Annotated in this window: 18 protein-coding genes and 1 pseudogene; 16 read left to right on the forward strand and 3 right to left on the reverse strand. The window is 61.3% G+C overall.

Annotated elements, in window-relative coordinates:
• Positions 1-190 precede the first annotated feature (190 nt).
• Positions 191-949 (reverse strand): hypothetical protein, encoded by a 759-nt coding sequence (locus tag PV772_RS19385; RefSeq protein ID WP_347887236.1) that lies wholly within the window; start codon positions 947-949, stop codon positions 191-193.
• A gap of 207 nt (positions 950-1156) precedes the next feature.
• On the reverse strand, positions 1157-1924 hold the full coding sequence (locus tag PV772_RS19390; protein ID WP_347887237.1) for an IclR family transcriptional regulator: 768 nt from the start codon (positions 1922-1924) through the stop codon (positions 1157-1159).
• Positions 1925-2244: 320 nt separating this feature from the next.
• Between PV772_RS19390 and PV772_RS19395 the strand changes: the two genes are divergently transcribed.
• The 5 genes and pseudogenes from PV772_RS19395 to PV772_RS19415 all read left to right on the forward strand — a co-directional run.
• On the forward strand, positions 2245-2679 hold the full coding sequence (locus tag PV772_RS19395) for a cupin domain-containing protein (RefSeq protein WP_347887238.1): 435 nt from the start codon (positions 2245-2247) through the stop codon (positions 2677-2679).
• Between the two features lie 752 nt (positions 2680-3431).
• A complete protein-coding gene (locus tag PV772_RS19400) occupies positions 3432-4268 on the forward strand; it encodes a fumarylacetoacetate hydrolase family protein (RefSeq protein WP_347887239.1) in 837 nt (278 codons plus the stop codon).
• A 521-nt stretch (positions 4269-4789) separates the two neighbouring features.
• A complete protein-coding gene (locus PV772_RS19405) occupies positions 4790-5332 on the forward strand; it encodes a hypothetical protein (RefSeq protein ID WP_347887240.1) in 543 nt (180 codons plus the stop codon).
• Positions 5319-5891, forward strand: coding sequence for a DUF6036 family nucleotidyltransferase (locus PV772_RS19410; RefSeq protein WP_347887241.1), 573 nt, complete (start codon positions 5319-5321; stop codon positions 5889-5891). Before PV772_RS19405 ends, PV772_RS19410 begins: the two co-directional genes overlap by 14 nt.
• 430 nt (positions 5892-6321) lie before the next feature.
• Positions 6322-6471: pseudogene (locus tag PV772_RS19415) on the forward strand (ATP-binding protein); the annotation flags it as partial.
• Between the two features lie 21 nt (positions 6472-6492).
• On the opposite strand, the gene PV772_RS19420 reads toward PV772_RS19415, so the two are convergent.
• Entirely contained in the window at positions 6493-7440 is a 948-nt protein-coding gene (locus tag PV772_RS19420) for a sugar-binding domain-containing protein (protein ID WP_347887242.1), read from the reverse strand.
• 276 nt (positions 7441-7716) lie between these two features.
• Between PV772_RS19420 and PV772_RS19425 the strand changes: the two genes are divergently transcribed.
• From PV772_RS19425 to PV772_RS19475, 11 genes are all read left to right on the forward strand, one after another.
• Positions 7717-9270 carry a sugar ABC transporter ATP-binding protein gene (locus PV772_RS19425; RefSeq protein WP_347887243.1) on the forward strand — a complete coding sequence of 518 codons (1554 nt, stop codon included), beginning with the start codon at positions 7717-7719 and terminating at the stop codon, positions 9268-9270.
• Positions 9271-9292: 22 nt separating this feature from the next.
• Positions 9293-10294, forward strand: a complete 1002-nt coding sequence (locus tag PV772_RS19430; RefSeq protein WP_347887244.1) for an ABC transporter permease — start codon at positions 9293-9295, stop codon at positions 10292-10294.
• A gap of 60 nt (positions 10295-10354) precedes the next feature.
• Positions 10355-11431 carry a substrate-binding domain-containing protein gene (locus PV772_RS19435; RefSeq protein WP_347887245.1) on the forward strand — a complete coding sequence of 359 codons (1077 nt, stop codon included), beginning with the start codon at positions 10355-10357 and terminating at the stop codon, positions 11429-11431.
• A 79-nt stretch (positions 11432-11510) separates the two neighbouring features.
• Entirely contained in the window at positions 11511-12143 is a 633-nt protein-coding gene (locus PV772_RS19440) for an SIS domain-containing protein (RefSeq protein ID WP_347887246.1), read from the forward strand.
• Between the two features lie 9 nt (positions 12144-12152).
• Positions 12153-13622 (forward strand): xylulokinase, encoded by a 1470-nt coding sequence (gene xylB, locus PV772_RS19445; RefSeq protein WP_347887247.1) that lies wholly within the window; start codon positions 12153-12155, stop codon positions 13620-13622.
• On the forward strand, positions 13619-14287 hold the full coding sequence (locus tag PV772_RS19450; RefSeq protein WP_347887248.1) for a hypothetical protein: 669 nt from the start codon (positions 13619-13621) through the stop codon (positions 14285-14287). Before xylB ends, PV772_RS19450 begins: the two co-directional genes overlap by 4 nt.
• A 14-nt stretch (positions 14288-14301) precedes the next feature.
• Positions 14302-15339 carry an NAD(P)-dependent alcohol dehydrogenase gene (locus PV772_RS19455; protein ID WP_347887249.1) on the forward strand — a complete coding sequence of 346 codons (1038 nt, stop codon included), beginning with the start codon at positions 14302-14304 and terminating at the stop codon, positions 15337-15339.
• Entirely contained in the window at positions 15336-16112 is a 777-nt protein-coding gene (locus PV772_RS19460; RefSeq protein ID WP_347887250.1) for a glucose 1-dehydrogenase, read from the forward strand. The genes PV772_RS19455 and PV772_RS19460 overlap by 4 nt, the downstream gene beginning before the upstream one ends.
• Position 16113: 1 nt before the next feature.
• Entirely contained in the window at positions 16114-17139 is a 1026-nt protein-coding gene (locus PV772_RS19465) for an alcohol dehydrogenase catalytic domain-containing protein (protein WP_347887251.1), read from the forward strand.
• Between the two features lie 70 nt (positions 17140-17209).
• Positions 17210-18088 carry an inositol monophosphatase family protein gene (locus PV772_RS19470; protein ID WP_347887252.1) on the forward strand — a complete coding sequence of 293 codons (879 nt, stop codon included), beginning with the start codon at positions 17210-17212 and terminating at the stop codon, positions 18086-18088.
• A gap of 35 nt (positions 18089-18123) precedes the next feature.
• Positions 18124-18867: a GolD/DthD family dehydrogenase gene (locus PV772_RS19475; protein WP_347887253.1), complete on the forward strand. Its 744-nt coding sequence runs from the start codon at positions 18124-18126 to the stop codon at positions 18865-18867.
• The last annotated feature ends 380 nt before the right edge of the window (positions 18868-19247 follow it).

Raw genomic sequence — 19247 nt, forward strand, 5'->3', positions numbered from 1 at the left:
TCATGCGCATCAGTGGGAAACCGACTTCAGGCTCCGCTTCCACGAGTCGAAGCGGAGCTGAAAACACGGGTTACACCTTGGCTGGAGCTCGTATTGCCTCCCCGAAGCAACGTTCCCTGGCGAGGCTCGGATTTCAAAGACGGTTCGCTTTTTGCCTTCACGCTGAATATTCCGTTGTAGTTCCTTCTGCTCACGAATACTCGCGCAGGCTTGTGGAACCGGCGTCGAAGATGACGACCGCCTCGTCGTGGTCAATGGCTAAGTCCAATTTGTACATCCCGCCTTGCGCGATGTCCGCGCCGGGAATTCTGGCCAACAGCTCGTGCAACACGCTGAGCGCCGAAGATGCCGATGCCACATCATGCGCTTCGGCAACGATGGCAGTGCCAAAATCTGACTGACCATTCCGACTTTCTCGCAACTCGGTTTCTGACGTGCGTTGCCCTGCAACGGCCCGGCCTGCTGACCCGATCCACAGCCGCGAGAGGCAGTTATCGGTAACCAGAGCCCCCAGCTGCCGCTCGAGCGACCTCAGAGCATGTGAACCGAGCTTCTCCGGCAGCGTAAAGACGCATATGAAAAGTCCCCGTTCCTCGCCTGCACTCCACGCGATGCGACCGCCGGCACGGATGAAGTTGGTGAAGCGCGGCAGCATGCGTTGACTCCATTCCGTCGGCCGGTTGAGACGATCGATGTACGGCTTGGCTGCGAAGGTGCGCTCGGACTCCCCTTCATAAATGATCAGGAAAGGATGCGCAGGAGAAGCGTCGAGCGCGCGTAGTCTGCGGCCGTACTCGAAGCCAAACGTTGAGACACGCTCCGGCATGTGCTGGCGCGAGTGCCAGCGCAGGTATTCCTCGGTCCAGCCCGGCTCCAGGTCATGCATGATGATTACGAACCCTTTGCTGCTCGATGCTGCGGTGGTGGACTCGTTGTCTAGAGTGTTCATCGGAGCATGCTAGCCCCTCCAGTTTCCATTTCGGAATTTCTAAAGACAAATTCCGTATAGAGAAACTTAAGGGAGCAATGGTCGATCAGCAGGTAATCGCCTTGAACCGGCCTGCGAAAGAACGGGGGTAGTTATCTTCCCCCGGCGCGGTCCAGACACTAACGGAACCCGCCGAGCCTAGCCCTTGGTCGGGAGCGGGCGGGTTCGTCAGTAACGAAGCTCTCGCTCGATGCGTTGGCAATGTTCGACCAAGAGGTTGCGAAGCTCTCGCTCCCGTACTGATATGCCTGCGGCGCCTTCGGGGTTGAATCTTGCGGTGGGGCCAGTCAAGGTGAGTGAACAAATGGCGTGGCCGGTTGGTCGGGCGATCGGCACGGCAATCGCAACCAGCCCCACCTCCGACTCCTCGTAATTGCGCCCGTAGCCCGCTGCTTTGACTTCCTCCAGTGCTTCTAACAGCTCGCTCCCTGTAGCGATTGTGTTCGCCGTCACCTGAGGCAAATTCTCGTTTGGATAGAGCTCTTGAAGCTGCTCTCTTTCAAGCTGCGCCAGAAGTACCTTTCCCGCTGCCGAGGTATGCGCGGGAATTTCGCGATCCAGTCGTGCCGTGACCCGCATCATGTACTGCGACTCGATTGCTGCGATGAACTTTGTATTAGGTCCAACAAGGGTCGCAATGTGCACCGTCTCGCGCGATAAGTCTCGCAGCGATCGCATGATGAGTCGGCTGATGTCAATACAGTGCGCGATGGAGGCTTCCTGCGGGCTCAGGAGCATGGCTGGGCCAAGCTTGTAACGGCGCCCTTCAGATTGCTCAACGAACCCGTACTGTTGCAGCGTCGTCAACAGGCGATGAGCGGTCGAGGTACCCACTCCTACCGCCCCTGCGATGTCGGTAACGCCCATGTCGGACTTGCCTTGCAAGACCTGCAGTGCGAGGAGTGCGTGCGCGACCGATTGCAGCGTTTGGCTCATTGCCAGGGCCTACTTTCCATATAAAGGAATATACGGCATTACACTGCTGCCATCGTGCCTCAGTATTCCACATAAAGGAATCTCTTGCTTCGAGTTCCACTCGTGCATACCCTGTGTCTTACAAGTTTGCGGTAGATGCGATACACACGGACACGCTCCGCTGCTGCAGCGCTTGATGCATCACGAAACTTTGGTCCGGGACAGGAGCCATCACCGGCGTTCTGATCACGCTCTTTTTCACCGGGCTGGCCAGGTCAGGGAACGAAGAGTAATCGAAACTGTTCGCCTGGCCGCCTTCCAACCACACACGATAGGTCAACATGGAAAACGCAACGAATCTCAAAACTATTAGTGTTCAGCGCAAGAATGAGCTGCCTGTAGCCCCCGGGCAGACCAAGAGCGCGCGGCGGGTGTCCGGGGTCAGCGTCGAGAACACTGAAGTGTCCGGCCTCTGGTACGGCAAGGTCTTTACCGGTGTAGGAGAGGTTTCAGACCCCCACCACCACGGTGAGGCAGAAACTGGAGGATATGTTCTCAATGGGTACGGCTTCATCCGGTTCGGGCACCGCTACGAGGAGATTATCTACATGGAGGCGGGTGACTTCGTGTACGTCCCTCCGTTTGTGCCTCACATCGAAGGCAACGCAAGCCGGTCCGAGGAACTGGTCTGGCTCACGACTCGAACTCCCGACAATATCGTTGTCAATCTCGCCGATGAGGATGTAGCTGACCTTAAAATCAACTACAGGGCGTGACGGCTTTAGGACCGTGAAGAGGCCGGGGACGCTGATTCCCTGACGCAGTTTGTACCCAGCCAGCGTAGAAACCCTGATGAGTGGAAGCGGGTTCGCAGAACCGTCCTCGACACTTGGCGTGTCGCGCCCCGTGTCACAGAACGAAGGGGAGACCGCCGCTCGGCGGCCTCCCCTTATACTTACTTGCTGTGCTGTGGCTTAGGTACCGGACTCTTGAACTGCTGGCCAATCTTTGCGACTCTGAGTGCACTTGATATAGCCAGGGCTTGGACGGGTATTGCTGTGCGTGACCCGCTATTCACTTGGAGCTCGCGCAAGTCGGCCAGCGACACGATCCTCCACTGCTTTCGAGGGCCCAACATCGCTCGCGCATGGAATCGCGGCCGTGGGTCGACAACTCCGGGGCCAGTTCCAGCGGGCCGAAGCTCCGGCTAGGACGATTGCCCGGACCGACGCCCACCGCCCGCCAAATGAGAACCGCTCCAAGGAACTTCTGGGCGCCCAAGGCATTGCCACTCCCGAACGGCGGGTGTGCATGAGCGGTCCCTGTGAGGAATTGGCCGCGCTCGGGCCCGCGTACTTCCAAGTAAATAGGCCACCGGCGCCAGCGAGCTCCTAGTGGAAGCATGATCCCTGCAGGCAGAGGCAGAGGCAGAGGCAGAGGCAGAGTTTGCTCTGTTCCGCTTCAGTGACGCCCCCATCTTTGAACGGCTGAACTTTAACCGCATCTACACCGAAGGAAGCAAGAACGCATGAAACTCCTCACCCTCCGTCTGTCCCAAGGAGGCAGAACCGTAACGAGGGCTGTTCGCCAGGACGGTGACAACCTCACCGTAATCGAGGGGTTCTCCGACGTCGGGGCGCTTCTGAAAGACGCCGCATGGGAGACCATCGCGCAGGCCGCGTCCGGCGCGACGCACGCGCTGGACGGCGCGGACCTTGCCGCCGTCGTGCCGTCCCCCGGCAAGATCATCTGCGTGGGCCACAACTACCGCAACCACATCAAGGAAATGGGTCGGGAAGTCCCCGAATACCCCACCCTGTTCGCCAAGTACGCAGAATCCCTGATCGGTCCCAACGACGACCTGGCCCTGCCGCAGGAATCGGACACCGTGGACTGGGAAGCCGAACTCGCCGTCGTCATTGGCAAGGCCGGCCGCCGCATCCCCGAAGCCGAAGCCGCTGCGCACATCGCCGGTTACTCAGTGCTCAACGACGTCTCCATGCGCGACTACCAGTTCCGCACCATCCAGTGGCTGCAGGGCAAGACCTGGGAAAAGTCCACCCCGTTCGGCCCGGCCCTGGTCACCAAGGACGAATTCACCCCCGGCCCGCTCATGACCTCCGCCGTGGACGGCGAAGTCCAGCAGAGCACCCCAACCTCGGACCTGGTATTCACCCCCGAATTCCTGGTCTCCTACATCTCCACGATCATCACCCTGAAGCCCGGCGACGTGATCGCCACCGGCACCCCCGGCGGCGTGGGCCACGCCCAGGACCCCAAGCGCTACCTGCAGGAAGGCCAGGTCCTGGTCACCACCATCGAAGGGCTCGGCCAGCTGACCAACCGCGTGATCAAGGAAGCCTGATGGGGGTGATCGGTGATGCGGCCCGTCGCAGCCTTGTTGGAACCGAAACCGGGCCATTGTGGCATGAAGAATGTGCGCTTGGACGCTGCCGTCGGGTATTCGGCTGCGTTTGATCGGGAGGCGAGCTTCACTCTAGTGACACGGTGGGTGGCGGTGGCCGTGGGAGACCGGTCTGAAGAGCCCGGTCATGAAGGGACACAGGTCAGTGGAGTCGTGATGATCCTGGACCTGAATTTGGTGACCTTCGAGGACAGACTCCGAACAATGCGAAAGAAGTTCGGGGCGGATTGAGCTCAACGCTGCAATTCTGCGATAGGTGATGTCGCCAGGATTTTCAGCTCTTCGCTCTCAACGACCCGGCCGCGGCTGGCCGGTTCTAACACCGGCATTTGGGGCGGGGAAACGACCTGGTCCTGACGTCAGAAGCAGCCCCATTTCGGCCACTCCCCCGCATGTTTTCGAACGCCGATAATGAAGATTCCGTAAAGCTGGAAGCGACTGTATGGGGGTACCATACATGTATGGATGATGTGATCACGCGGCTATCGGCAGAGGCCAGGGCTTTGGCTGAGGAGTCGGAGGTGGCCCGGCAGCGGATGCTGGTCCTGGCCCGTGGCCGGCAGGAGTGCATTCTGGGTCTTCACGCCTCGGGCCTGTCGGTGCGGGGAATCGCCGAGCGGTTGGGAAGCAGTGCTTCGGTGATCCAGGACGCGATCCGCACAGCCAAGGGACGGCATCCGCAAGCGCGGCGTGAGGAGCGGTTCCCGTTTGAACTGCATGTCATGCTGGGGATGAGATTGCGGGAGAATCCGTCGCGACTGCGGGGCCTCGCGCGGGAGAATCTTGAACGTCTGCGTCGCACTCCGCGGGCGGCTGTCGCTGAGCGGTGGCTGGACCGGTGGGAAGAACTTCTTCGCTTGCCTGATGACGAGCTGGAGAAGGCGATGCTGGCCGATGACGAGGAGGGAAGGGACCTGCGCCAGATCAGCCCCTTTGCCGGGGCACTAAACCCGGAGGACAGGCTGGTTGCGATGAAGAAGGCGCAGTTACTTGCGAAGGGATGAACTCGAGCACGCAATCCGTGCCGCGACGCAGATCATCAAAGATGACCAGGTCATCATCATCGGCAGCCAGTCGATCCTCGGTTCCTACACTGAGGATCAGCTGCCCGCCGAGGCCACGATGTCCCCGGAGATTGACATCGCGCCGATGCGTGATGCGGACGCCGATGCCCTGAGTGATCAGCTCAGCTTCGACGTGGGGGAGTGGTCGGAGTTCCATGCGACCTACGGCTTCTACATCGAAGGGGTCGGCAAAAGAACCGCGATCCTGCCTCCCGACTGGGAATACCGTGTGGTCGGAGTGCGCAGCGAAGCCACGAACAACGCCACAGGGCTCTGCCTGGACCCCCATGACCTTTGCGTTGCGAAGCTCATGGCACACCGCGAAAAGGACTTCGAGTTCGTTCGAGCACTGGTGGACGCCCGGCTGATTGACCCAGTAGTTCTGCAGCAGCGGCTGGCATCGATCGACTTGGCCCTTGTCCAGAGCGATCAGGACATCGATGTGCTGGACTACCGGCAACGGAACGCCATTGCCTGGGCAGCCGCCCTGACGAGCTGAAAATAAGGGCATATCTGACGCCTCAAGCGGTGCATTGCGTTGGAATAATGTCCAGAATCGATGTACTGACAGGTGCTGCGGATCATCTCAGATCTCAAGCTGACAGTCCGCAACCAACGCAAGCACGTCCATCGGCTCGAGAACGGTCGAAACAGGCCAAAGCATCAGGAAATGATGACACCCACTCGGGACGAACGGCGCGATGCCACCTGTTGCGGCTCTGCCGGCACAGGGCGTCAGACCCATCCACCGGGCACGGGGCGAGTCTTCCCATGTCGGACGGCTCCAACGTCAGGTTGGGGTGTGCTTCAACTGGGCAACAGAAAAGTGCGGATCTGGGGAGCAAGCCTGACCCTCACTTCTGAATGCGTTGGCGGTAATGCCAACAAGTGCTGCTCGGACCGCCCGACTCTAGGCGGCCCAACAACACGGCAGGCTGCCCCAAGAACTGGTAAGGTTGCGCCGCTACGGACTGATCATCGTCGACCAAGTGGGCTCCATCCCCTTCGAGCAGGACGCCGCGAACCTGTGCATCCAGCTGGTCTCATCACTCTACGAGCACGCCTTGCTGATTCTGACATCGGAACTTGGGCGCGGAGCTTTAGCTGAGCATTTGGCGAGCCATCGAGGTGTCAGTGACGAGCGAGTTGATAAGGCCCGAGGCTATTGCCGCCTGAGTCGCCCGCGCCTTGGGCACCCCGCCGCCTACTCCGATCACTTCGGGTATCCGTCGCAGTTGATCCGCTCGAATGGCTATAGTCCGGTCGTCTATCTTGTCGATAATGCTGCCGTCCTCGGCGATGAGAGTCGCGGCCACATCCCCGAGGACACCCAATTTAAGAAGGTCTTCGGCAAGGCCCAGTTCTCGGGCGGCGTCGTAGAGCTGGGAGCTTGGGGGGTCCCAGTTGCCAATGGCTACGATGCCCTTACTGACCCGGGAGAACTGAAAGACTGCTTCGCGGATGACCGGGTCTTGGAACAGGGCACGTGCAGTTACTGAGTCCCTCACCACGAGTGGCGCAAAGATCGGCCATACACGCCCGCCGGCAACGCGTTGCGCCTGCCGTACAATTTCCACGCCATGCTCGGTGCTCTGCCCAGCAACGCCGCCCAAAGCCACGACGTCGCATCGCGCCAGAGACTGCAAATTTTCCACTGTTGCCTGGATGGTGCGTCCTGAGGTAAATCCAAGGGTTTCGCCCTCTTCCACAATTTCCGTAAGGAGCTGAGCCGCGGCTCTGCCCACGTAATCCCGCACGATCTCGTCAGTTTCTCCCGGCGCTCTCACGACGAGGGCGCGGTGGAGCTTGAAACGCGACTGCAGGTCCAGCGACAGCTCGAAATCGATCTGGTCGTCGGTGGTGATTTCGAACTTGATAATGCCCAGCTGCTTGGCCCGCTCAAGTATTCGGCCAACCTTGAAACGAGAAACCCCTACTTCCGTGGCGATCTCCGCCTGCGTAGCATCCTCCCGGTAGTACCTCCGCGCTACGTACGCCATCGTCACTAGCTCATTCGGACCCGCTCGGCGTGCCTCGACTTGTTTCATGCGCTGACTATACCAAGAATAGGCACTTTTGAGCATTGATTGCGCACATTCGAGCAGCAATTTCTGTTGTCGTTGGTCGCGATAACTCCATTCGCCCCGCCTCGAATCGCGGCAGCTTGGACACGTTCGCTGTACGGGGCGGCTACGAACGGTCGGCGAATTTTATTATTACATTGCACATGTGAGCAGTCCTATTGCACTTATGTTGAGATCTCCATTACAGTCAGACCAGTCAGTTAGCGGAGGGCGACGGCGTCCAACGCGGAAAGAACGGATATGACCAGCGCATCTACGGGAACGAGTGCAACAGTGTTCCCGAACGAGGGTCCTAATGCTCCAGCCACCGTGGAGTGCCGGGACATTGAAAAGGCTTTCGGCGGCGTGCCAGTACTCAAGGGCGTATCTCTGGCATTGCAGCCGGGAACAATCACTGCCCTTGCCGGGGAAAATGGCGCAGGCAAGTCGACACTGATGAAAATCGCCTCCGGGCAGTACCGTCCTGACGCAGGGCAGGTGCTTGTCCGCGGCGAAGACCTCCCGTCCGGGAACGCCCAGATCGCTCACAAGCTGGGCGTGAGCATCGTCCCCCAGGAACTGGCGTCCGTGATGGATCTCAGCGTCTACGAAAACATCTTCATTGGTCGCGAGATCGGCGGACCATTTGGCCTCAACCGCAAGAAGATGATTGAAGAGGCCCGGAAGAACCTCGAAGTGTTCGGCCTGGACATCGACCCCGCCACGCGAATGGGCAGCCACCCGGTCGGCATTCGACAGATCATCGAGATCATCAAGGCCACCAACACCGGCGCCCGCGCGATCCTGCTCGACGAGCCCTCCAGCGCAATCGCAGAACGCGAAGTGGAACGACTCCTCACCGTGATGCGGAGCCTCCGCGACCGCGGGGTCGCGCTGCTCTTCACTACTCACAAGATGGAGGAGATCCGCGCCGTGGCGGACCGCGTCGTTATTCTCCGCGACGGGGGCCTCGTCCTGGACAAGTCTCTGGTCGATCTCACCGATGACGACATTGTCACCGCCATGATCGGCCGTGAGCTCGAAGACCTGTTTCCCGACCGCAATGCAGCGGGTGCGGAAACTGTTCTGGAAGTTGATGACCTGCTGGTTGATGGAGCCGGCGGCCCCGTCTCGGTTTCAGTCCGGCGCGGCGAAATCGTCGGCTTGGCCGGGCTGGTAGGAGCCGGGCGGACCGAACTGCTGGAAACAATCTTCGGCATGCGCCGCACAATGGAAGGTGAGGTCAGGGTCCTGGGCCGAACCGTAAAGAAGCATTCACCCTCGGCGGCAATCGACGCGAAAATCGCCATCGTTCCCGAAGACCGAAAGGGCTCCGGGGCCATCCTGTCCATGGACGTGCTGGACAACGGCAGCCTCCCGCGGCTTTCCCACTTCGCCACCGCTGGCTTCCTGAAGCAGGGAGCCCGCCGCGCGGCAGTACAAGAGGCGACCGATTCGGTGCAGCTGCGTAGTAGAGGACTCGGCCAGCCCATGGAAACCCTCTCCGGCGGAAACCAGCAAAAAGTCGTGCTGGCCCGATGGCTGACCGGCCCTGTTGACGTCCTGCTCCTGGACGAACCAACTCGAGGAGTAGACGTCGGAGCCCGTAGCGAGATCTACCGCATCATCGTGGAACTCGCGTCCCAGGGCATGGCCGTGCTGATGGCCTCAAGCGATATGCCCGAAGTGCTTAGTCTGTCCCACCGCGCCCTTGTCATGCGGGGCGGGGAAGTAGCGGGCGAACTTAGCCGTGAAGACCTTGACCGATCCGACGTGCAGGAAAAGATTTTCCGGCTCGCCAGCGGACTGTCCTAGCAAATCCCAAGAGGAAACAACGATGTCGACCACTACTTCAACTCCAGCCCCAACCCCAACCCCAACCACGCGGCGCTTCTCGCGCCAGTGGTTCCAAGGCATTGCAATCCGATACGCGATGGTCCTCGTCATGCTCCTTGTGATCGCCTTCTTCCTCTACCGCAGCGCGCGGTTCGGCACGCTTGATAACGTCACAACGATCCTCGTCGCGGCCGCCCCGTTCGCTTTGATCGCGCTGGGACAAACGCTCGTTATCCTCACCGGAGGCATCGACCTGTCCGTGGGCAGCGTCATCGCCCTCAGTGCTATGTCCGGAGCCCTGTTCGCCAAGTCCTTCCCGGACCAGGTATGGCTTTCAGTCCTGGTCGCAGTACTGGTGGGACTGGTCGCCGGCAGCATCAACGGTGCCGTCATCTCACTGATCAACGTCCCACCCTTCATCGCGACGCTGGGTATGCTCACTCTGGCCTCTGGTCTCGCCTTCGTCGTCGGAAACGGCGCCCCCATCAACGGACTTCCGCAAGCCTTCGGCCAGGTCGCCAACACCCAGATCCTGGGTCTGACCGTTCCGGTGGTCCTGATGATTTTGGGCATCGTCGGCATCGGGCTGATGATGCGGCGCACCACATACGGGCTGAGGATCTACGCCGTGGGCGGCAACAGGCTCGCCTCTGAAATCGCCGGCGTCAAGACCGGGCGCGTGCTCTTCAGCGTCTACGCCATCAGCGGCGCCCTGGCAGGTCTCTCCGGCATCATGCTCGCCTCCCGCGTCATCAGCGGTTCCCCGACCCTCGGCCGTGGCTACGAACTGGACGCCATTGCCGCAGTGGTCATCGGAGGGGCGAGCCTTATGGGCGGACGCGGCACCGTGTGGGGCACTGTCCTGGGCCTCCTGCTAATCCAGACCCTGAACAACGGCCTGGACATCCTCACCGTCCCCGCGTACTGGCAGAACGTCATCAAGGGCGTACTCATCGTTGCAGCGGTTGCCGTCGACGTTTGGGCCACCAAGCGCCGGACCTAACCAACCTAACCCACTGAAAATCAACTGAAACCCAAGCTATCCATCAAGGAGAACCAATCAATGAAGATTACTAAGCTCATTCGCCGCGGAACCGCAGTGGCAGCAGCCGGAACTCTGGTCTTGACCATGGCCGCCTGCGGCGCCGGTGACCCGAGCGCGCAGAGCGCGGCCAGCACGGGCGGCAAGAAGCCCGTCAAGATCGGCGTGACCGTCTACGACATGTCTTCCTTCATAACCGAGGGCAAGGAAGGCATCGACCAGTACGCCAAGGACAACAACATTGAGATCCTTTGGAACGCAGCCAACAATGACGTCAGCACCCAGGCCAGCCAGGTAGACCAGTACGTCAGCGCCAAGGTCGACGCCATTATCATCGTCCCAGTCCAAACCAACACTCTGCAGCCGCAGATCACAGCCGCAAAGGCTGCAAACATTCCCGTACTGGACGTCAACGCGACCCTGAACAACCCTGATATCACCGCCAGCGTGCAGCCGGACGATGTTGCTGCCGGTGCCCAGGAAGCGGACATGATGATGAAGAAGATCGGCAACAAGGGCAACATCGTCATCCTCCAGGGTCCGCTGGGCGGCTCCGGCGAGATCAACCGCGGCAAGGGCATCGACCAGGTTCTGGCCAAGAACCCCAACGTGAAAGTGCTGGCCAAAGATACGGCGAACTGGAAGCGTGACGAAGCCGTGAACAAGATGAAGAACTGGGTCTCCGCCTTCGGCGGCCAGATCAGTGGTGTCATCTCGGAGAACGATGACATGGGTCTCGGAGCTGTCCAGGCCCTCCGTGAAGCAGGGCTTAAGGACATTCCTGTTGTCGGCATCGACGGCATCCAGGACGGGCTGAACGCTGTCAAGAGCGGTGACTTCATCGGCACGTCCCTGCAGAACGGCACGGTGCAGCTCGCCGCAGGTGTCGCTGTTGCCGCCAAGGTTGCCCGCGGGGAAGACCACAAGAAGGAATACGTCTACAACATGCCCGCTATCACCGTGGACAACGTCGACGCCGCCATCAAGCACGTGGTCAGCAACCGCAAGGACTTCCTGGCTGGCCTGACTAAGCTGACCGACGGCAACCTCCAGAGCGGCAACGTCGCCTACGAAGATCTGCCGGGCCAGACGAAGTAACACGCCCCTTCTTTGCCGGTTCGGGCAGCGGATCCTTCCGCTGCCCGAACCACCCCGAACCACCCAGAACAGGTAACTCATGACCACCTCGAGCACCAGGGCCGATATCATCGTCGACGCCGCCCGGGCCGCGATCCGCAGGGAAGCCAAGGCGGTCGAAGGACTAGCAAGCCAGATTGACCACGAGTTCGTCGAAATCGTTCATCAAATCCTGGACCTCACCGGCAAAATCATCACCACCGGAACGGGCACGTCCGGCATCATGGCCGAGCGTCTCGCTCACCTCCTCGCCGTCTCGGGAAGCCCGGCCTTCTACCTTCCCTGCCTCGACGCACTCCACGGCGGTATGGGTGCCATCACTGAGGGTGACCTGGTCGTGGCCATGTCCAAGGGCGGCCAGTCCACCGAACTCATTGAACTTGTCCAGCGCCTCGGTGAACGCGGCATTCCCGTTGTCGCGCTAACTGAGCGACCCGACTCACCCTTCGCCAAAGCAGCCCAGCGCGTCGCCCATGTTAAGACCGAGCCGTCCGACGCCGACCCAGGCGGACTGATCGCCATGGGCTCCACGCTCGTGGCCGGAGCATGGGGTGACGCCCTGGCAATCGTCCTCATGGCGCTGCGCGGACATTCCTGGGAAGAAGTAGTCCACATCCACCCCGGCGGAATCGTCGGTCAGCAGACCGACCTTCCGCCCGAAGTTGAACTGTAGGACTACCCCATGAGCAAACCTCTGCTGGTCGCCGGAGTCGATTCGTCAACGCAGTCCTGTAAAGTACAGCTGCGCGACGCTGAGAGCGGCGCCCTCAAGGCAACCGGCACCGCCCCGCACTCCCCAACGTTCCCCCCTCTGTCCGAACAGAACCCGGGGGAGTGGTGGAGCGCCTTCACGACCGCTTTCCGCTCCGCCATGACTAAGGCGGGGGCGGCGACTGACCAGATCGTAGGGATCTCCGTGGCCGGGCAATGCCACGGACTCGTCGCCCTCGACGAAAGTGCCCAAATTATTCGCCCCGCAAAGCTGTGGAACGACACCACGACCACGCCACAGCTGATGAAACTCCGGGAAATTATAGGCGACGACGCATTTATCCGCTCCGTCGGTTCGCTGCCCACCGCGGCCTTTACCATCTCCAAGCTGGCCTGGCTCGCAGACACCGAACCAGCCAACTTCCAGAAGCTGCGCCACATCCTCCTTCCCCACGATTACCTCACGTTCCGCCTCACAGGGCGGTACGTCACCGACAGGTCAGAGGCATCAGGAACCGGCTACTTCGACTCCGCAGAAAACCGCTACCTACCGGACTTCCTGAAGTACATCGCCGACCGGGACTGGGAAGCCATGCTCCCCGAGGTTCTCGGCCCCAACGAAACGGCTGGTGAAGTCGGCCCCGACGCGCTCGTGGAACTGGGCCTCAAGGGACAGATCCTTGTCGGCTCCGGCGGCGGTGACCAGCACGCCGCAGCACTGGGCCTGGGCATACAGCACGGGGATGTCGTCTACTCTTTCGGCACTTCCGGCGTTGTCTCCACCGTCCACCCCAAAGCCGTGCACGACCCCGAAGGGCTCGTCAACGGTGTGGCCGACATGACCAACGAGTACATGCCGCTGGTGTGCACCCTCAATGCCGCTAAAGTCACCGACACCTTCACCCGGATCCTGGGCGCAACCCGGGACGAGTTGGCCCGCTTGGCACTCAGCGCAGCCAACACTGTTGGCCCATCGCTGGCGGCCTTTTTGGACGGCGAAAGGACACCCAACCGGCCTGCTGCCCAGGGCGTCCTGGCCGGACTCACCACCGCAACGACCCGCGAAGAAGTAGCGCGTGCTGCCTTCGAAGGAGTGGTGTTTGGACTCTACCGCGGGCAAAAGCACCTTGAACGTGCCGGAGTGGACGTCTCAGGGCGGATCCTCGCCGTTGGCGGCGGGGCGCGCAGTAGCGCCTACCTGCAGCTCCTCTCCGACGTCACCGAGCGGCCTGTCCTGCTGCCCAGTGAGGACGAGGCCACGGCAAGGGGGGCGGCAGTCCAGGCGGCGGCCGTGGCAACGCATCGTCAGGTCAGAGAAGTCCGTGACGAGTGGGCGCCCCCAACAGCACCGGTGGCCGAACCTCGCGCTGGTTCAAGGCAGGAAGCGTTCGACGCTTACTGCCGGGTGGCAGATGTGACGGAACTGGATGGCCGTCCATGACCGCCGTATCCGAATCCTCTGCGGTCAGGATGGCCCCCTGGGCCAGCGCGTTCGCCCCGGGAACAATCAGCGGCAGCGTCTATGCCGTCCCCGCGTCCCTCCGCGTGGAGGCAGCCCGCCTCCTCACGGACCAGGGGCACCGGGTACACGTGGACTTCATCATCGCAGACGATGGAAACGCTATAGGGGTCACGCCGGAGGACCTGATCAGGATCGCCAAGGAAGTTCCTGAGGCCCGATTCGACGCCCACCTTATCCTTCCGGAACACAACATCACCGAAGCAGTTCTGAAAGCAGCTGCGTCGTCGATCCACGCTCTGGCACAGGTGCGGACCGAGACTTTCGCCCTTTCACCCCAGGCCATGGAAACCTTCGTGGACCTGCTGCGAAGCCTGCGGGAAAGGAAAGTGTCGATCTGGACCGAAGTTCCCGTGGGCGCCGGACCCACCCACCTCGACCATGTGGACGGAGCACTGGTTATGTTGATCGAGTCCGGGACACGAAACGAAGCAGACCGCTCACAACTCCGGAAAGTCTCTGCCCTGGCAACGACCACGAGCGTCGGGATCGACGGGGGAGTAACAGCAACCCTTGCCGCTGAAGGCCGGGATGCAGGCGCTGACGTGATCGTCTCCGGCCGCGCTCTATTCGAAATATCCGACTAAAAGAAAGGCGAGCCATGTCAACTGACACTCTCCCCGAATCGATGCGCGCCAGCGTCCTGGTGGGCACCAAAGACCTCACGATTGAAAACCGCAAACTCCCCGAGCACGCCAGCGACGAAGTGCTCATCAAGATCGCCGCAGTCGGCGTCTGCGGTTCGGACGTCCACTACTACCGGCACGGCCGGATCGGCGACTTTGTCGTCGACGCCCCGCTCGTCCTCGGCCACGAAGTTTCCGGCACCATCGTCGCCGTCGGCGAGGACGTTGACCCGGCCCGCGTTGGCCAGCGCGTCGCCATTGAACCGCAGCGTCCCTGCGGCAAATGCCGCGAATGCCGGGCCGGGCACTACAACCTCTGCCCGAAGATGGAGTTCTACGCAACCCCGCCGATCGACGGCGCCTTCGCCGAATACGCGGTCATCCAGGACGCCTTCGCCCACGCTATCCCGGACAACCTCACAGACGAGGCAGCAGCCCTGCTCGAACCGCTGTCCGTGGCCATCACGACCATGCGCAAGGCCCACGTCGTACCCGGAAGCAGCGTCCTGATCGCCGGCGCTGGCCCCATCGGCATCATCTGCGCCCAGACCGCGAAGGCATTCGGTGCAGCCGAAGTCATCGTCACTGACCTGGTAGCCGAAAAGCGCGAACGTGCCCTGACATACGGCGCAACCCGCGTTATTGACCCGGTCGAAGTCGACGTCGCAAACGCGGGCCTCGACGTAAATGCCTTCATTGATGCCAGCGGTTCGCCGCGGGCAGTCACGGCGGGCATCAAGGCGGTCCGACCCGCCGGTTACGTCGTCCTGGTGGGTCTGGGTAACCCGGAAATGACCCTTCCCGTCGAACACATCCAAAACTACGAAATCAACGTGACCGGCATCTTCCGCTACACCGATACTTGGACGGCCGCTATCCACCTGGTCTCAAGCGGCCTGGTAGAGCTGGACTCCTTGGTCACCGGACGATTCGGCCTGGACGAAGTCGAGGCCGCACTCGACAGCGACCAGGACCCAACATCGCTCAAGTCCGTCGTATACCCCTCGAAATGAAAGTAGGAAACCCGTTGTCACCGTTCTCACTGACCGGAAAAACCGCCCTCGTCACCGGTGGAAACCAAGGACTGGGCAAAGCATTCGCCTTCGGCCTGGCCGAAGCCGGAGCAAAGGTGGCCATCGTCGGCCGCAGCGCCGAACGCAACGCACAGGTCGCGACCGAGGCTAAGGAAGCCGGCCACGAGTTCGTCGCCATCACCGCCGACATCACCGACGATGCACAGGTTACCCGCATGACCGAGGAAGCCATCACAGGCCTTGGCTCCATTGACATCCTCGTCAACAACGCGGGCACCTGCTACCACAACGCCTCCTTCGACGTCACCGACGAGCAGTGGGCTAACGTCTTCGACCTGAACGTCCGTGCGCTCTGGAAGGCAAGCATCGCCGTGGGCGCCCACATGCGGGTTAAGGGCGCCGGTTCCATCGTGAACATCGGCAGCATGTCCGGCCTCATCGTCAACCGTCCGCAGTGGCAGCCTGCCTATAATGCTTCAAAGGCGGCAGTGCACCATCTGACCAAGTCCCTCGCAGTCGAGTGGGCACCCCACAACATCCGCGTCAACGCCGTCGCCCCCGGCTACGTCAAGACCGAAATGGCTCCCGTGGACCGTCCCGATTTCCAGCGGTACTGGGTCGAAGACGCCCCCCAGCAGCGCTTCGCGCTCCCGGAAGAAATCGCACCGTCGGTTGTCTTCCTGGCCAGCGACGCTGCCTCCTTCATTACCGGTTCAGTGCTCGTCGCTGACGGCGGATACACGGCGGTGTGAGATGACTGAAGAAACATTGCGTCGGATCGTCGTCAACTCCTTCGACGATATCGCCGTCGAAAAGGTCGCCGAACCCCAGGCCGGGCCGGGCGAAGTCCTGGTCCGAAGCACCATCGTTGGCATCTGCGGCTCGGACATGCACGCCGCCCACGGCCGCCACCCCTTCATGTCCCTGCCGTTCTGGCCCGGACACGAAGTGGTCGGCACTATAGCAGCGGTCGGATCCGGTGTCGATGCCGATCTGAACGGCCAGCGTGTCGTTATCGAACCCAACCTGGCGTGCGGTGAATGTGACCAGTGCAAGGAAGGCCGCTACAACATCTGCTCCAAACTGGAAGTCTTCGGCTGCCAGACCCCGGGCGGTATGACGGATAAATTCGTTATCGCGGCCGACCGGGCCATCCCCTTGCCGGATGACCTGGAAGACAAATGGGCGGCACTTATCGAGCCGATGTCCACACCGGTGCACGCCGTCCGCCGGGCCGGCAACCTCACTGGCAAGCGGGTCGTGGTGATCGGTGCAGGTCCGATCGGTCTATTTACCGCCGTTGCGGCCCTGCATGCCGGAGCCGCGCGGGTGGTCATGGCGGACATCCTCCAGTCCAAGATGGACCGTGCGATTCGTCTCGGGGCACACGGAAGCTTCAACTCCAGCTCCCCGAAGGCTGCCGAGGAGGCTGTTAAAGCCCTGGAGGGTAAAGCCCATGTGGTCTTCGACTGCGTCTCCCGGGAGTCCACTGTCCACCTCGCCATCGAGGTCCTAGACAAGGGCGGATCCCTGATGACCATCGGCGTCCCCAGCGGTCCCACCCTCGTAGACCTGGACCTCGTTCAGGACCGCGAACTGACCATCATGGGCAACTTGATGTTCGTTCGCGAGGACGTCCTGGCTGCGATCGAACTGCTGCGTGAAAAGCCCTTCCCCCACGAGGAAGTCGTAACAGCAACCTTCGACATCGAACAAGCCGCTGAGGCATTCCGGGTCTCTGACGATCCCGAACAGGTCAAGGTCCTCATCACCGTATGATCCTGACAGCTCCACCATGACGCGGTGGCCGGTCCAGACGGGCCGGCCACCGCTCGAAAGGACACCTTCAATGAGCAGCACATCGGAAGCCACCCACGGTCCGCAGCCCGAAGAGCTTCGCTTCCTTGCGGAACGAATCGCCGCTGAGGCTGGAAAGTTCGCGCTGAACCGTCGACGCGACGGTGTGACACTCCTTGGTTCTAAATCCTCGCCCGAAGACGTAGTGACCGAAGCGGACCGGGAAACCGAAGCCCTCATACGTCAGCTGCTGGCAGAAGCCCGACCCCATGACGCCATCCTTGGAGAGGTAGGCGGCGCCACACCAGGGTCCAGCGGACTGACCTGGATCGTTGACCCCATCGACGGCACGGTAAATTACCTCTACGACCTGCCCGCATGGTCGGTCAGCATCGCCGTATTCGAGGGCGATCCTGACCCCAGATCCTGGAACCTGCTGGCCGGCGCGGTGGAAGTTCCTTCCCTCGGGGAGACGTACAGCGCTTCGCTCGGCGGTGGCGCCACACTCAACGGCGAGCAGATCAAAGCCATCGAAGCGTCAAGCCTTGCCCTCAGTCTCATAGCAACCGGATTCACGTACTCAGCGGCCAACCGGACCCGACAGGCAACAGCACTGGCGGGGCTCGTCAGCGAAGTGCGCGACGTTCGCCGCTCAGGATCCGCTGCCATGGATCTATGCCTGGTAGCCAGCGGCCGCATCAACGCATACTACGAATCCTTCGTAAACCCTTGGGACCACGCCGCTGGCTCGATCATCGCGCGTGAAGCCGGGGCCAAGGTCGGCGGCTTCGACGGTAACCCTGAGAGTTACAAACTCATAATGGCCGCGCCGCCGGCAACATATCAGCGCCTGGAGGAAAAACTCCGACCCCTCTACACGGGAAACGATGGCCTCCTGGCAACCACCTCAGGCGCAGATTGCAAACGCTGAACAGCAATGGACCGATAGAAAGGACGAAAGACCGCATGGAACAGGACTTCGACGGAAAGATTGCTGTCATAACCGGTGCCGCGAGTGGCATAGGCCACGCCGTAGCAGAGCACTTCGCCCATAGAGGCGCCCGCGTCGTCGGCGTCGACCTTGGTGAAGCTGTGACCGAGCGCATGGCCCAACTCCCCGGAGGTCCCCACCTTGGCATAGTGCGCGATCTCACGGACCCGGAAGCCGCGCAGCACGTCATTTCTGCCGTCATTTCGGAGGTCGGCTCCCCGCACATCCTCGTCAATTCAGCAGGAATCGGTCTCCTGGACCCTGCAGCCGACGTGCCGGCAAAGCGCTGGCAAGCCACACTGGACATCAACCTCAGCGCTACGTTCTTCATGGCCCAAGCCGCCGGCAGAAGCATGCTCGAAGCAGGCTACGGACGGATCGTGAACCTTGCGTCCCAGGCAGCAGTCGTCGGACTTGATGGTCATGCCGCCTACTGCGCCAGCAAGGCAGGAGTCCTCGGTCTCACGCGAGTCCTTTCCCTTGAATGGGCAGGCCGGGGCGTCACCGTGAACGCCGTGTCGCCTACAGTCGTCGAAACGCCGTTAGGCAAAGAAATCTGGTCTGGCGAGAAGGGCGAAAAAGCCAAAGCGGCCATACCCGCAGGCAGATTCGCAACACCCGAGGAAGTTGCTTCCCTTATCGCCTATCTCTGCAGCGACGTCGCCGGCATGATCACCGGGGACAATGTCTTAATTGATGGCGGCTTTACCTCCGTCTGAGCGACTGAGCGACTGGAGGTGTGGACCTCTGGGCCAAATCTCACTTCAACCCAGGATCGGAACCACATTGATCACGACCATAGAGCCGGGACGGTACTTCCACGTTTCCGGAGAGACACGCGGCGAGATCCAAAAGGACTTGAACAAGGCTGTCGATCGAGCCGAGAAACACGCAAAGCTCGAAGGATGGCAAGGCGTACTCATCAGCCGCCACGGACCCACGCTTTACACTGTCGCGATCAGTGACGAAGTGCCTCATGGCATCACGAGGGAACGCGACATCTGAAGTATGTGCGTGCGGCCGGTGATTGTGTCAACGTGATCGGAGCCCACTAGGACGGCCCGAACGGTACCCACCCGTCGGACGTCCGGGGATGATG

Origin of the sequence: Pseudarthrobacter sp. CC12 (assembly GCF_039907755.1) — a bacterium.
Taxonomy (GTDB): Bacteria; Actinomycetota; Actinomycetes; order Actinomycetales; family Micrococcaceae; genus Arthrobacter; species Arthrobacter niigatensis.

What these genes read in the sequence shown, in the direction of transcription:
- PV772_RS19385 (WP_347887236.1), bottom strand. Translation starts at nt 949, where the DNA reads ATGAACACTCTAGACAACGAGTCCACCACCGCAGCATCGAGCAGCAAA.
- PV772_RS19390 (WP_347887237.1), bottom strand. Translation starts at nt 1,924, where the DNA reads ATGAGCCAAACGCTGCAATCGGTCGCGCACGCACTCCTCGCACTGCAG.
- PV772_RS19395 (WP_347887238.1), top strand. Translation starts at nt 2,245, where the DNA reads ATGGAAAACGCAACGAATCTCAAAACTATTAGTGTTCAGCGCAAGAAT.
- PV772_RS19400 (WP_347887239.1), top strand. Translation starts at nt 3,432, where the DNA reads ATGAAACTCCTCACCCTCCGTCTGTCCCAAGGAGGCAGAACCGTAACG.
- PV772_RS19405 (WP_347887240.1), top strand. Translation starts at nt 4,790, where the DNA reads ATGGATGATGTGATCACGCGGCTATCGGCAGAGGCCAGGGCTTTGGCT.
- PV772_RS19420 (WP_347887242.1), bottom strand. Translation starts at nt 7,440, where the DNA reads ATGAAACAAGTCGAGGCACGCCGAGCGGGTCCGAATGAGCTAGTGACG.
- PV772_RS19425 (WP_347887243.1), top strand. Translation starts at nt 7,717, where the DNA reads ATGACCAGCGCATCTACGGGAACGAGTGCAACAGTGTTCCCGAACGAG.
- PV772_RS19430 (WP_347887244.1), top strand. Translation starts at nt 9,293, where the DNA reads ATGTCGACCACTACTTCAACTCCAGCCCCAACCCCAACCCCAACCACG.
- PV772_RS19435 (WP_347887245.1), top strand. Translation starts at nt 10,355, where the DNA reads ATGAAGATTACTAAGCTCATTCGCCGCGGAACCGCAGTGGCAGCAGCC.
- PV772_RS19440 (WP_347887246.1), top strand. Translation starts at nt 11,511, where the DNA reads ATGACCACCTCGAGCACCAGGGCCGATATCATCGTCGACGCCGCCCGG.
- xylB (WP_347887247.1), top strand. Translation starts at nt 12,153, where the DNA reads ATGAGCAAACCTCTGCTGGTCGCCGGAGTCGATTCGTCAACGCAGTCC.
- PV772_RS19450 (WP_347887248.1), top strand. Translation starts at nt 13,619, where the DNA reads ATGACCGCCGTATCCGAATCCTCTGCGGTCAGGATGGCCCCCTGGGCC.
- PV772_RS19455 (WP_347887249.1), top strand. Translation starts at nt 14,302, where the DNA reads ATGTCAACTGACACTCTCCCCGAATCGATGCGCGCCAGCGTCCTGGTG.
- PV772_RS19460 (WP_347887250.1), top strand. Translation starts at nt 15,336, where the DNA reads ATGAAAGTAGGAAACCCGTTGTCACCGTTCTCACTGACCGGAAAAACC.
- PV772_RS19465 (WP_347887251.1), top strand. Translation starts at nt 16,114, where the DNA reads ATGACTGAAGAAACATTGCGTCGGATCGTCGTCAACTCCTTCGACGAT.
- PV772_RS19470 (WP_347887252.1), top strand. Translation starts at nt 17,210, where the DNA reads ATGAGCAGCACATCGGAAGCCACCCACGGTCCGCAGCCCGAAGAGCTT.
- PV772_RS19475 (WP_347887253.1), top strand. Translation starts at nt 18,124, where the DNA reads ATGGAACAGGACTTCGACGGAAAGATTGCTGTCATAACCGGTGCCGCG.